We start from the raw sequence: 12,763 nt of genomic DNA, 5'->3' as shown, positions 1-12,763 counted from the left end.
CGTCGTGAGTAGCTTCGAGGCATGACAGCTCCGTTCCGCGTCGTGGCCGTGTCGGGATCCCTGCACGAGCCGAGCAAGACGACCGCCCTCGTCCGCGCGATCACGGCCGCCGTCGCCGAGCGTGCCGAGGTCGAGTCGCAGCTCATCGAGCTCACGCAGATCGGCCCGGGCCTCGCGGGCGCGCTCCAGCGCGACCAGCTGCCGCCGGAGGTCGAGGCGCAGCTGCAGGCGATCGAGTCGGCCGACCTGCTGATCGTGGGCAGCCCCGTCTATCGGGCCTCGTTCACCGGACTCTTCAAGCACCTCTTCGACTTCGTCGGGCAGTACGACCTGGTGGGAAAGCCCGTGCTGCTCGCGGCGACCGGCGGCGGCGAGAAGCACGCGCTGATCATCGAGCACCAGTTGCGGCCGCTGTTCGCGTTCTTCCAGGCGCTCACCCTCCCGGTCGGCGTCTACGCGAGCAACACCGACTTCGACGGCTACGAGATCGCCTCGGATGTGCTGCAGGCGCGCATCGCTCTCGCCGCCGAGCGTGCCCTGCCGCTCGTGGGTTACGCGGCCTCGCGTCCCGTCGAGCTGCTCGTCGGCTGACCGCGCGCGCTCTGCGCGGCGTAGCGTGAGGGTATGACCAACCGGCTCGCCGACACGCTCAGCCCGTATCTCCGTCAGCATCAGGACAACCCCGTCGACTGGTACCCGTGGGGCGAAGAGGCGTTCGCGGAGGCCGAGCGCCGCGACGTGCCGCTGCTGATCTCGATCGGCTACTCGACCTGCCACTGGTGCCACGTGATGGCGCGGGAGTCGTTCGCCGATCCGGATACCGCCGCTCTCATCAACGAGGGCTTCGTCGCGGTGAAGGTCGACCGCGAGGAGCATCCGCAGGTCGATGGCGCCTACATGGCCGCCGCCTCCGCCTTCACGCAGAACCTCGGTTGGCCGCTCACGGTGTTCACCACGCCCCGCGGGCGCACGTTCTACGCCGGCACCTACTGGCCGCCGGAAGCCCGGGGCCAGATGCCCGGCTTCCGTGACGTGCTCGCCGCGGTGCGCGAGGCATGGACCGTGCGGCGGGAGCAGGCCGAGGAATCGGCGGATGCCGTGACCGACGCCCTCGCCCGCGCGGCGGAGTCCACGCCGTCGGACCTGCCCGACATGGTGGCGATCGCGACGGCGGCCGAGACGATCGCACAACGGGAGGACCGCGTCTACGGAGGTTTCGGCGGGGCCCCGAAGTTCCCCGTCGCCACGACGCTGCGGTTCCTGCAGCATCCGCTGGTGCGGGAGGGCGCTCCGCAGGCCGCGGCGTCGGCAGCACGGGCGCTCGCCGCGATGGCCGGGTCCGGCCTCCGCGACGCCGACGGCGGCTTCTTCCGATACGCCACGCAGCGCGACTGGACGGTGCCGCACTACGAGCGGATGCTCACCGACAACGCGCAGCTGCTCGACATCGCGCTCGACGCGGGGGACGAGTCGACGGTGCGCGGAATCGCCGACTTCCTGATCGACGTGCTCCGTCGCGACGGCGGAGGATTCGGTGCCGCGCAGGATTCCGAGTCGACGATCGACGGCACCCGCAGCGAGGGCGGCTATTACCTTCGCCCGGTCGCCGACCGCGCGGACCTGGAGCCGCCGGCCGTCGACGGCAAGGTGATCACCGGGTGGAACGGCCTGGCGATCGGCGCGCTGTCCCGGGCGGGTGCGGCATTCGGCGAGCGGGCCTGGATCGATGCCGCCGCTGCTGCCGCCGACCACGTGCTGCGGGTCAACCGGAACGCCGCGGGCGCGCTCGTGCGCACATCGCTCGACGGCCGCGCATCCGCCGCAGTGGCGACCCCCGCCGATCTCGGACTCCTCGCCGACGGCCTGTTCGCCCTCGCCCTCGCGACGGGGGAGGCGGAGTGGGCTGTCACGGCACGCGGCGTCCTCGACGACGCTCTCGCCGGCACCGGCGGCGACGATCCGCTGCTCTCGGCGCAGGGCATCGCGACCTCGCCCGACCAGACCGATGGCGACCTGCCCTCGGATGCCGCCGCGGTCGCGGGAGCCGCGCTCACCGCCTGGTGGCTCGGAGCGGGGGACCGGTACCGCGAGGCCGCCGCCGCGACCGTGAGCGCCCTCGCGTCGCGTTCGCTGGAGCAGCCGTTCGCCCACGGCACCCTGCTGCGGGTGGCAGCGGGCCTCGCCCTCCCGCCCCGCCAGGTGGTCGTGATCACGGCCGACCGCGTGGGCACCCTCGCCGCAGCCGCCCGGGGTGCGGACGCCGAGGTCATCGCCATCGTCAGCCCCGCGCAGGCGCAGGCGTTCACCGAAGCCGGGTTCGAGCTGTTCGAGGGCAAGGATGCGGTCGCGGAGCGCGCCTACGACTGCCGTGCGTTCGTGTGCCGGCTCCCGGTGAGCGACCCGGCAGAGGTCTCGATCTCGCGCTGACGTCACCGATGCATGGTGCACAATCTGCACAGCAATCCGCGCGCAGGCACCGTCCGGTTGCGCGGGTTGCGCAGCATCCGGTGCACCGTTTGCCCAGTGCCCGGCATCCGTTCTACTGTTGCGCGACCCCACCCGCGATCACAGCAAGGATGCTCTGACGATGCCCCTCCCCACCCGCGCCGGACTCGACGCCGTTCCCGCGTACCGTCAGGGGCGCTCCGCCCCGGCCGGTGCCTCCAAGCTCTCCTCGAACGAATCGCCGCATCCGCCGCTTCCTTCGGTCGCCCAGGCCGTGCGCGACCGGGTCGACGGCATCAACCGCTACCCGGATATGAGTGCCGCCGCTCTCCGCGAGCGTCTCGCCGCCCGCTACGGTGTCGACCCCGCCGAGGTCACCGTCGGTGCGGGTTCGGTCGAGATCGCCTCGCAGCTCATCCACGCGGTGGCCGGCGACGGCGACGAGGTGATCTTCGCCTGGCGGTCGTTCGAGGCGTATCCCTCGCTGGTCCGCATCGCCGGGGCCACACCGGTGGCCGTGCCCCTCGATGCCGAGCACGCGCACGACCTCGACGCGATGCTCGCGGCGATCACCCCGCACACCCGCCTGATCTTCGTGTGCAACCCGAACAACCCGACCGGAACCGTGGTCGGCGCCGACGAGCTGGAGCGCTTCGTCGCCGCGGTGCCGCACGATGTGCTCGTGGTGATCGACGAGGCGTACGTGCACTTCGACACGACCGAGAGCCGCGGCGCCGGCATCGAGCTGTTCCGACGCCACCCGCACGTGGCCGTCCTGCACACGTTCTCCAAGGCCTACGGGCTCGCCGGGCTGCGCATCGGCTACGCGATCGCCCCGGCCGCCGTCGCCGAGAACCAGCGGAAGGTCGCCGTGCCGTTCGGGGTCACCGACCTCGCCCAGAGCGCTGCCCTCGCCTCGCTGGATGCCGAGGACGAGCTGGCTGCACGCATCGACGAGGTGGTCGCGCAGCGCGACCGGCTGCACGACGTGCTCACCGCCGCGGGCTGGCCCGCCGTCCGCTCGCAGGCGAACTTCGTGTGGGTTCCGTCCGGCGATCGCACCGCGGAGCTCGAAGACCTGCTCCAGGCAGGAGGCGTGGTCGCGCGGGCCTTCGCCGGCGAGGGGATCCGCATCTCCTCCGGCTCTCCGACCGACATCGACCGCGTCGAGCAGGCGCTCACCGCCGAGAGTGTGGAGGTCGGCGCATGACCGGCGACCGCGCGACACAACTTCCCCCCACCACGACGACCACCAAGGGTCTGCATCCGGGGTTGACCCGCCGCCAGATCTCGATGATGGGGCTCGGCGGTGCGATCGGCGCCGGCCTGTTCGTCGGTTCGGGCCAGGCGATCAGCATCGCCGGTCCCGCCGTCCTGGTCTCGTACCTCGTCGCGGGCGGCATCGTCGTGCTCGTGATGGCGATGCTGGCCGAGATGGTGGCGGCGCGACCGAGCTCCGGCGCTTTCAGCTCGTACGCGCAGAAGGCGATGGGCCGCAGCGCCGGCAGCGCGGTCGGATGGCTCTACTGGATCCAGCTGGTCGTCGTGATTGCGGCCGAGGCGACCGGTGCCGGTGCGATCGTGGCGAACTGGACCCCGGGCATCCCCGCCTGGGTGTGGGTGCTGATCTTCGTCGTGGCGCTCACCGCCGTGAACCTGTTCGGGGTGCGGAACTACGGCCGCTTCGAGTTCTGGTTCGCGGCCATCAAGGTCGCGGCGATCATCGCCTTCCTCGTGGTGGGGGTGTGCGCGATCGTCGGACTCATCCCGGGCGTGCCCGCGACCGGCATCGCGAACCTCGTCGACAACGGCGGTTTCGCGCCGAACGGCATCGCCGGAATCGCGGGCGCCCTGCTCATCGTGGTGTTCGCGTTCGGAGGCACCGAGGTCGTCGCGATCGCCGCCGCCGAGTCGAACGACCCCGCACACAACATCCGCCGCATCGTGCGCGAGGTGCTCGTGCGCATCCTCGTGTTCTACGTCGGATCGATCTTCGTGATCGTGGCGGTCCTGCCGTGGAACGATCCCGCGGTCAAGGACGGCCCGTTCTCGGCGGTACTCGAGACCCTGAACGTCCCCGGCGTCGGTCTCGTGATGGACCTGATCGTGATCGTCGCACTGCTGTCGGCCATGAACGCGAACATCTACGGCGCCTCCCGCATGGCCTACTCGCTGGGGGAGCGCGGACTCGCCCCGCTGGCAGCGACCCGCACCAGCCTCAAGGGCGTGCCGTTCGTCGCCGTGCTGGCCTCGGTCGCCTTCGGCTTCGTGACGGTCGGGCTCAACTGGGCGTTCCCCGATGTGGTCCTGCCCGCGCTCCTGAACGTGGTCGGCTCGACGCTGCTCGTGATCTGGACGGCCACGGCGGTCGCGCAGATCATCCTCCGCACCCGCGCGGATCGCACGGGCGAGGAGATGCCGATGCGGATGTGGGGCTTCCCGTGGCTGTCGTGGCTGTGCCTGGTGCTGCTCGCCGCGGTGATCGCGCTCGCGATGGTCGACCCGGCAGCGCGCATCCAGCTCCTGTTGACCCTCGCGCTCACCGGTGTGCTCCTCCTCGTCGCCCGCGCGACCAGGGGATACGCGCGGGCCGGCGTGCCGCGGGAGTAGCCGATGCGCATCGATCGCCTCGACGCCCAGCTCATCCGGCTGCTCACCGAGTCCCCGCAGCTGCCGATCCTGGAGGTCGCGCGACGGCTCGGGATCGCCCGCGGCACTGCGACGAGCCGTCTCGCGCGCCTGCACGAGGGCGGGGTGATCGAGGCGATCGTGCCGCGCGTGGACCCGGCCGGCTTCGGCTACGGCGTGGTCGCCTTCTGCCTGGTCGAGATCGATCAGAAGGTCGGTCATGACGAGGTGGCGACGGCGCTGGCGAACGCGGTGCCCGAGATCGTCGACATGCACACCGTCACGGGCGCCAGCGACATGCAGCTGCGGCTGGTCGCGCGGGATGCCACGCGGCTGCAGGAGGTGCTCGACCGGGTCGCGCTGGTGCCCGGCGTCGCCCGCACGGCCTCCTCGATCGCGATGCGCACCCACCTCTCGGGGCGGGTGCTCCCGCTGGTGGACCACGTCGCGACGGACGATCCCGCCTAGTGCCTCACACCCTCACACCCAGCCGGGCAGCCAGTTGTGCAACAACCAGAACTCGTACGGCACGCTCATCCCGGTCCACAGCGGCAGGAAGAACGCCGAGACCAGCACCACGAACGTCAGGAAGATGATCACCGTGCGCTCGCCGGACTGCCGCCGGTACAGCGGATCCTCCCGCTGTCCGGCGATGATCCGCAGCGTCATCGCCAGGGCGAGCACGAGGAACGGCATCATCACGACCGTGTAGAACTGGAAGATCGTGCGCTCGGGGAACATCAGCCACGGCAGGTAGGTGACCGCGAGGCCGACGAGCGGAACGGTCAGCTCCGGACCGACCGGCTGCCGGGTGATCCAGCTCCGCACGAGTCGATAGATCAGGTAGACGGCGGCCGCGACCCCGCCGTACCAGATGAGCGGATTGGGGACGGCGGAGATCACGCCGATGCAGTGATCCGTGCCGCAACCCGAGGGGGAGGGGTCGACCCAGACCGCGGTCGGACGCAGCAGCAGCGGCCACTCCCACGCGGGGCTCGCATAGGGGTGCCCGCGGCTCAGGCCCACGTGGAATCCGAGCATGGACTCGTGGTACTTCCACAGTGCGAGCAGGGGGTTGGTGTCGCTCTTGCGGTCATAGCCGCCGGCGGTCACGAGCCAGCCGGTCCAGCTGATGAGGTACACCGCGAGGGCGGGGAAGACGAGCAGTACGAATGAGACGGGCCCCTGGCGGAATGCGGCGGCGGTCGGCCACAGCACCACGCCCGCGCGGCGCCGGGCCAGGGCATCGGTGATCACGACGTACAGCCCGAAGCCGGCGAGGACGTAGAGTCCCGACCACTTCACGGCGCACGCCGCGCCCAGGGCGAGCCCCGCGGCGACCAGCCACGGACGGCGCCACAGCACGGGCCCCCAGAACGGATCCGGCGCGTCGGGGTCGCGCCTCTCGAGCACGGGGATCGTCCGCTGCCGGTCGATCAGCACGAACAGCACGCCCAGCAGGATGAAGAACGTCAGGATGCCGTCGAGCAGGGCGATCCGGCTCATCACGATGCTGAGTCCGTCGATCGCGAGCAGGGTTCCGGCCACGCTCGCGACGACCACCGAACCGCTGAGGCGCCGGGCGATCAGGTACACCAGCAAGACGGATGCCGTGCCGAAGAGCGCGGTGGCCAGCCGCCAGCCGCCGCTGTTCTCCGGGCCGCCGATCGCCATGCCCAGCGCGATCAGCCACTTGCCCAGCGGCGGATGCACGATGAACGCGCCCTGGTCGGAGAGCGGAAGATCCTCGCCGGTCGGGAACGCCTGGTTCGCGCCGTCGCCCCAGGTGCCTTCGTAGCCCAGGGTCCACAGCGACCAGGCGTCCTTGACGTAGTAGGTCTCGTCGAATGCCAGCTCGTGCGGATGGGCGACGCCGATCAGCCGGAGGACCGCGGCCAGCGCGGTGATGACCAGTGGGGCGAGCCACCGGATGGCGCGGCCCCAGTCGGGATCGAGGAGCACGCGGTCGCGAAGTCGCCCGTATCGCGTCAGCCGTGCCTCGGGGGCAGGGAGCAGGGGCACGGGCGCGGTCACCGGTCCAGCCTAGACAACCCGCCTAAGCTGGGCGGGTGATCATCCTCGCCGCCACTCCGATCGGAAATCTCGGCGACGCGTCCCGCCGCCTGGTGGAGGTGCTGGAGAACGCCGAGGTCGTCGTCGCGGAAGACACCCGCACCACCGTGCGACTCCTGAAGGCGCTGCAGATCGACAACCGTCCGCGCCTGATCGCGCTGCACGACCACAACGAGAAGCAGAAGGCGGCGGAGCTCGCCGCCCTCGCCGCGGAGACCGACATCGTCGTGATGAGCGACGCCGGGATGCCGACCGTCAGCGATCCCGGTTACGGGCTGGTCGCCGAGGCCGTGGCCCAGGGTGTGACGGTGACCGCGATCCCCGGTCCGAGTGCGGTGCTGATGGCGCTCGCGATCTCGGGCCTCCCCACCGACCGCTTCACGTTCGAGGGATTCCTGCCGCGCAAGCCGGGGGAGCGCCGCTCGACCCTTCGCGCGCTCGCCGCGGAACCCCGCACCATGGTGTTCTTCGAGTCGCCCGCCCGCCTCGCGAGCGCGCTCGCCGACATGGGGGCGGCGTTCGGCGACGAGCGGCGGATCGCGGTGTGCCGCGAACTCACGAAGCTGTACGAGGAGGTGCGCCGCGGCACGGCATCCGAGCTGGTCGCCTGGGCCGAGGACGGCGTCAAGGGCGAGATCGTCGTCGTCGTCGAGGGGGCTTCCCGCCGCGACGCCTCCCCGGAGGACGCGCTCGCCCAGGTGCAGAAGCTCGTCGCCGACGGCATCCGCCTGAAGGATGCCGCGTCCGAGGTCGCCGCGCTCACCGGCCTCTCCTCCCGCGACCTCTACCAGGCCGCGCTGGCCGCCCGCTCCGGAGGGGCATGACCGTGAGCAAGGCGGCGACCGTGTACGACGTGGCCGATCGGGCCGGCGTGTCCATCGCCACCGTGTCGCGCGTGCTGCGCTCGCCGGATGCGGTGCGTCCGGTCACGCGGGAGCGCGTGCTCGATGCCGTGTCCGCCCTGGGCTATGTGCCCAGCGGCAGTGCCCGGGGTCTCGCGGAGCGCCGCACCGGGGTGCTCGGGCTGTACTTTCCCGGGTTCGACGCCGCGGAAGACGCTCCGCCGCTGGACGTGCTCTCCGACGCCGATGCGCCGCCGTTCGCGATCGTCCGCGATGACGCGGATGCCGACGACGGCCACACCTCGATGCTCTTCCTCGACGAGGTGCTGCGCGGCGCGGAGCTGGAGGCCTGGAAGCAGGGTTTCGTGCTCATGGTCGGCGTCGGACGCGACGATCCCGATCGCTCGACGGTGCGCGACATGGCCGGCCGCGTCGACGGCCTCATGGTGCTCGCGAGCAGTGTGCCCGACGACGTGCTGGCGCGCCTCGCCCGGCGGATCCCGGTCGTGGTGCTCTCCGGGCCGCCGCGCGGCGACCACTACGACCACGTCACCGTGAGCAACGCCGAGGCGATGGCCGAGCTGACCCGGCACGTCCTGGCCCAGGTGGGGGACGGGCGGCTCGCCTTCCTCGCCGGACCGGCGGACTCTCCGGACGGCCTGCAGCGGTGGGAGGGTTTCGCGGCGGCGGTCACGGCTGCCGGCCGCTCCCTCGACGACGTGTCCGTTCTCCGCGGCGACTTCACGCGCGGATCCGGCCGTCGTGCCGCCGAGGAACTCGTCGCATCCGGGGCTCCCGCGGCCCTGATCGCGGCGAACGACCAGATGGCGCTCGGCGCGCTCGATGTGCTGCGCGGCGCCGGCATCCGCGTGCCGGACGACGTTATCGTGACCGGGTTCGACGGCATCGAGGCGGCGGCGCTGTCCCGCCCCCCGCTCACCACGATCCGCCAGCCCATGATCGACCTGGGGAGGGCAGCGGTGCAGGTGCTCGCCCGCCGCCTGGAGAACGTGGACGCCGAGCCGGTACTGGCCCGTCTGCCGCTGCAGATCCTCCTTCGCGAGAGCTCGCAGCGCCCTTCCTGACGCCCCGCGGCACGGCGCCACGCCGGTGTCAAGGGGTTGCTTTCGAAAAATGTATGCGCTTACAATCGCTGAGGCGGCGCAGGCCGTCGGTCATGACAGAGACGACATGAGGTGGCAGATGTCCGGTGGCAGAACACCGAGAGCGCGGATGATGGGACGCTGGCGCAGAGCGGCGATCGTCGGCCTTGCAGCAGCCGCAGTCGCATTGAGCGGCTGCAGCATCCAGATCACATCCCAACCCGATCCCTCGATCGGCGACGACACGATGCTGATCAACGCCGACAAGGGCAACCCGTTCTTCACGAGGAACTTCAACCCGTATCTCACCAACACGCGCACGGCGTCGCGGTGGATCTACGAGCCGCTGATCCTGGTCAACCCGCTCGACGGCACGCAGAACCCCTGGCTGGCGACCGAGTGGACGCAGCCCGACGCCCGCACCATCGTCATGACGATCCGCGACGACGTCGAGTGGAGCGACGGCGAAGACCTGACGCCGGACGATGTGGCCTTCACGTTCCAGCTGCTCAAGGACAACCCCGCGCTCGACATCAAGGGTGCCTGGCAGCATCTGGAGAGCGTCGAGACCGAGGGCGACGACGTGATCATGCACCTCCAGACCGAGGATGCTCCGTCGCTGCCGATCCTCGGCCAGACCATGATCGTGCCGGAGCACCTCTGGGCCGACGTGAAGGACCCCGCCACGTACCGCAACGAGACACCGGTCGGGACCGGGCCGTTCGTGCTCGGTAACTACAACGACCAGCAGTACTCGATGGACCGCAACCCCGACTACTGGCAGGCCGACAAGATCGAGATCGAGCACATCATCCTGCCCTCGACCAACTCGCAGCTCGACACCGTGAGCCGCGGATACGACTGGGCGTACTCGTTCATCTCCGACGTGGAGGGCACCTGGGGTGCGGCGAGTCCGGACAACAAGTGGTGGTTCCCGCCGGGCGGCGTGATCGCCCTGATGCCGAACCTCGAGGTCGCCCCCTTCGACGACGTGAACGTCCGCCGAGGCATCGCGCTCTCCCTCGATCGCGAGGAGATCGCCGAGACCGCTTCCGAGGGGTACATGGAGCCCGCCGGCCAGACCGGACTGATCCTCCCGAACCAGGAGGAGTATCTCGACCCGAGCATCCCCGACGAGGGCATGATCACGCAGGACACGGATGCTGCGCTCGAAGCCTTCGAGAAGGCGGGCTACACCCTCGACGGCGACCGGCTCGTGGACGCCGACGGTGAGCAGCTCGAGTTCGCGCTGACCACGGCCAACGGCTTCACCGACTGGACCAGGGCGGCGCAGACCGTGCGCAGTCAGCTCGCCGAGGTCGGCGTGAAGGTCACGCTCAAGCTCCCGCAGCCCGCGGGATACCAGAGCGCGATCAGCAACGGCGACTTCGAGATGGCGATCGGCGGCATGGGCAACGGCGACGTCTACCAGGCCTACAACAACCTGCTCTCCAGCGAGTTCTACGTGCCATCGGGCGAGACGACCGCCAACAACTTCGAGCGCTACCGCTCGGACGAGGCCGACGCGCTGCTGGCCGAGTACCGCGAGACCGTCGACACCGATCGCCAGGCCGAGATCGTGAAGGAGCTGCAGGGCATCGTCTACGACGAGATGCCCGTGATCGGCCTCTACTACGGCGGCATCTGGGGTCTGTTCAACGACGCCAAGTTCACCGGCTGGCCGAGTGAGGAAGACCCGTACATGATTCCGCAGAACTACGATTCCGCGCCGCTGGGCATCTTCACGCGGCTCGAGCGAGTCAAGGAGGACGACAAGTGAAGTACGTGCTCCAGAAGTTCGGCCTGTTCGTGCTCACCCTGTGGGCCGCCGTCACCCTGAACTTCTTCCTCCCGCGCATGATGCCGGGTTCCCCGGCGGATGCCGCCATCGCCAAGCTGTCCCAGAACGGGCCGGTGTCCGACGCCACGCGCGCCGCCATCGAAGCCCAGCTGGGCGTGCCGACCGGGTCGCTGTGGGATCAGTACATCGCCTACCTCGGCCAGGTCGTGCGGCTCGACTTCGGCGTCTCGTACACGTTCTACCCGCAGTCGGTCGCGAGCATGGTGTCCACCGCACTGCCGTACACGATCGCCCTGGTCGGCATCGTCACGATCCTCGCGTTCGTGATCGGCACCCTCATCGGCGTCGCGGCCGCCTGGCGTCGAGGTACCTGGCTCGACACGCTGCCGACGCTGACGGGCTCCTTCCTCAGCACGTTCCCCTACTTCTGGACCGCGCTGCTGCTGCTGTTCTTCTTCGGCTACGTGCTGCACTGGTTCCCGACGACCGGCGCCTACTCCGCCACGACGACCCCCGGGTTCACCTGGGAGTTCCTCGGAGACCTGCTCAGCCACGCGTTCCTGCCGGCCCTGACGATCCTGCTCACCTCACTCGGCGGCTGGATCATCGGGATGCGCAACGCCATGATCAACACGCTCGGTGAGGACTACATCACCTTCGGCGAGGCGAACGGGCTGCACGGCCGCACGATCGCCCTCCGCTACGCCGCGCGCAACGCGATCCTGCCGAACCTCACCGGCTTCGGGCTCACGCTCGGCGGTGTCGTGGGCGGATCGATCCTCGTCGAGCAGGTGTTCGGCTATCCCGGCATCGGGTACCTGCTCTTCAACGCCGTGATCGGGCAGGACTACCCGCTCATGCAGGCGCTCTTCCTGATGATCACCGTGAGCGTGCTCATCGCCAACTTCCTCGTGGACATCCTCTACGGGGTTCTCGACCCGAGGACACGCCGATGACTTCCACCATGAACGTCAAGATCCCCGCCGAGCGCATCGCCGCGCCTAGCCCGTGGCGCGCCTTCGGGCGCATGGTCGCCACCCTCTGGAGCAACGGCAAGGCCCGACTCGGCCTCTGCATCCTCGCCTTCTTCGTGCTGGTCGCGGTGTTCGCCCCGGTCCTCGCCCCCTACGGGCCGAAGGAGAACGGGTTCGACCGCAACGCCGACGCGTCCTGGGCGCACTGGCTCGGCACGACCGCCGCGGGAGAGGACGTGCTCAGCCAGCTCATCTACGGTGCGCAGATCAGCCTGCTGGTCGGCTTCGCCGCCGGCATCCTGTCCACCATCGTCGCCGTGCTCATCGGCCTCAGCTGGGGTTACATGCGCGGCTTCGCGGGCGAGGTGGTCGGCTTCATCGTCAACCTCTTCCTCGTGATCCCGGGCCTGCCTCTCATGATCGTGATCGCCGCCTACCTGCAGAACGGCGGCATCCTGATGATCATCGCCGTGATCGTGGTGACCGGCTGGGCGTGGGGCGCTCGCGTGCTCCGCAGCCAGACGCAGTCGCTGCGCGGCAACGACTTCGTCACCTCGGCGCAGTTCTCGGGGGACAGCCGGACGCGCATCGTGTTCCGCGAGATCCTGCCGAACATGACGTCGATCATCGCCGGCACGCTCTTCGGAGCGGCGACGGCGGCGATCCTCGCCGAGGCCGGCCTGGAGTTCCTCGGCCTCGGTGACTCCAGCATCGTCAGCTGGGGCACCATGCTCTATTGGGCGCAGAACTCCAACTCCCTGCTCACCGGGCAGTGGCTGCTGCTGTTCGCCCCCGGTCTGTGCATCGCACTGCTGGCGCTGAGCCTGACACTGATCAACTTCGGCGTGGACGGCATCTCGAATCCGCGCCTGCGAGAGGGGAAGGGCCGATGACCGC

The 12,763-nt window shown here is 70.0% G+C and carries 11 protein-coding genes; 10 read left to right on the top strand and 1 reads right to left on the bottom strand.

What is annotated here, in order from left to right; translation table 11 throughout:
* The first annotated feature begins 21 nt into the window (after positions 1 to 21).
* From msuE to CQ034_RS10195, 5 genes are all read left to right on the top strand, one after another.
* Complete coding sequence (gene msuE / locus CQ034_RS10215) at positions 22 to 591, top strand: FMN reductase (protein WP_105710947.1); 570 nt, start codon at positions 22 to 24, stop codon at positions 589 to 591.
* A 33-nt stretch (positions 592 to 624) separates the two neighbouring features.
* On the top strand, positions 625 to 2,427 hold the full coding sequence (locus CQ034_RS10210; protein WP_105710946.1) for a thioredoxin domain-containing protein: 1,803 nt from the start codon (positions 625 to 627) through the stop codon (positions 2,425 to 2,427).
* Between the two features lie 160 nt (positions 2,428 to 2,587).
* Positions 2,588 to 3,655: a histidinol-phosphate transaminase gene (gene hisC / locus CQ034_RS10205; protein ID WP_105710945.1), complete on the top strand. Its 1,068-nt coding sequence runs from the start codon at positions 2,588 to 2,590 to the stop codon at positions 3,653 to 3,655.
* A complete protein-coding gene (locus CQ034_RS10200) occupies positions 3,652 to 5,055 on the top strand; it encodes an amino acid permease (RefSeq protein WP_105710944.1) in 1,404 nt (467 codons plus the stop codon). The genes hisC and CQ034_RS10200 overlap by 4 nt, the downstream gene beginning before the upstream one ends.
* Before the next feature lie 3 nt (positions 5,056 to 5,058).
* Entirely contained in the window at positions 5,059 to 5,541 is a 483-nt protein-coding gene (locus tag CQ034_RS10195; protein ID WP_091031088.1) for an Lrp/AsnC family transcriptional regulator, read from the top strand.
* A gap of 12 nt (positions 5,542 to 5,553) precedes the next feature.
* Here the strand turns inward: CQ034_RS10195 and CQ034_RS10190 are convergent, their stop codons facing one another.
* Positions 5,554 to 7,107, bottom strand: a complete 1,554-nt coding sequence (locus CQ034_RS10190; protein WP_105710943.1) for a dolichyl-phosphate-mannose--protein mannosyltransferase — start codon at positions 7,105 to 7,107, stop codon at positions 5,554 to 5,556.
* A gap of 35 nt (positions 7,108 to 7,142) precedes the next feature.
* Here CQ034_RS10190 and rsmI point away from each other — a divergent pair, with 35 nt between their 5' ends.
* The 5 genes from rsmI (at position 7,143) to CQ034_RS10165 (ending at position 12,759) form a co-directional block, all read left to right on the top strand.
* Positions 7,143 to 7,970, top strand: coding sequence for a 16S rRNA (cytidine(1402)-2'-O)-methyltransferase (gene rsmI, locus CQ034_RS10185; RefSeq protein WP_029262639.1), 828 nt, complete (start codon positions 7,143 to 7,145; stop codon positions 7,968 to 7,970).
* Entirely contained in the window at positions 7,967 to 9,073 is a 1,107-nt protein-coding gene (locus CQ034_RS10180) for a LacI family DNA-binding transcriptional regulator (RefSeq protein ID WP_105710942.1), read from the top strand. The genes rsmI and CQ034_RS10180 overlap by 4 nt, the downstream gene beginning before the upstream one ends.
* A 148-nt stretch (positions 9,074 to 9,221) precedes the next feature.
* The gene (locus CQ034_RS10175; RefSeq protein WP_105710941.1) at positions 9,222 to 10,871 is read left to right on the top strand and encodes an ABC transporter substrate-binding protein; all 1,650 of its coding nucleotides are present in this window, start codon (positions 9,222 to 9,224) and stop codon (positions 10,869 to 10,871) included.
* Positions 10,868 to 11,848 (top strand): ABC transporter permease, encoded by a 981-nt coding sequence (locus tag CQ034_RS10170; protein WP_029262636.1) that lies wholly within the window; start codon positions 10,868 to 10,870, stop codon positions 11,846 to 11,848. The genes CQ034_RS10175 and CQ034_RS10170 overlap by 4 nt, the downstream gene beginning before the upstream one ends.
* Positions 11,845 to 12,759, top strand: a complete 915-nt coding sequence (locus CQ034_RS10165; RefSeq protein ID WP_105710940.1) for an ABC transporter permease — start codon at positions 11,845 to 11,847, stop codon at positions 12,757 to 12,759. The genes CQ034_RS10170 and CQ034_RS10165 overlap by 4 nt, the downstream gene beginning before the upstream one ends.
* Positions 12,760 to 12,763: the final 4 nt, after the last annotated feature.

Origin of the sequence: Microbacterium sp. MYb45, assembly GCF_002979655.1 — a bacterium.
GTDB lineage: Bacteria > Actinomycetota > Actinomycetes > Actinomycetales > Microbacteriaceae > Microbacterium.
The sequence above is the reverse complement of the archived record's forward strand: the minus strand, read 5'-3'. Positions and strand labels throughout refer to the sequence as shown.

Bases quoted from the DNA above. Each gene is read 5' to 3' on its own strand.
- msuE (WP_105710947.1), top strand. From the start codon at position 22: ATGACAGCTCCGTTCCGCGTCGTGGCCGTGTCGGGATCCCTGCACGAG.
- CQ034_RS10210 (WP_105710946.1), top strand. From the start codon at position 625: ATGACCAACCGGCTCGCCGACACGCTCAGCCCGTATCTCCGTCAGCAT.
- hisC (WP_105710945.1), top strand. From the start codon at position 2,588: ATGCCCCTCCCCACCCGCGCCGGACTCGACGCCGTTCCCGCGTACCGT.
- CQ034_RS10200 (WP_105710944.1), top strand. From the start codon at position 3,652: ATGACCGGCGACCGCGCGACACAACTTCCCCCCACCACGACGACCACC.
- CQ034_RS10195 (WP_091031088.1), top strand. From the start codon at position 5,059: ATGCGCATCGATCGCCTCGACGCCCAGCTCATCCGGCTGCTCACCGAG.
- CQ034_RS10180 (WP_105710942.1), top strand. From the start codon at position 7,967: ATGACCGTGAGCAAGGCGGCGACCGTGTACGACGTGGCCGATCGGGCC.
- CQ034_RS10175 (WP_105710941.1), top strand. From the start codon at position 9,222: ATGATGGGACGCTGGCGCAGAGCGGCGATCGTCGGCCTTGCAGCAGCC.
- CQ034_RS10165 (WP_105710940.1), top strand. From the start codon at position 11,845: ATGACTTCCACCATGAACGTCAAGATCCCCGCCGAGCGCATCGCCGCG.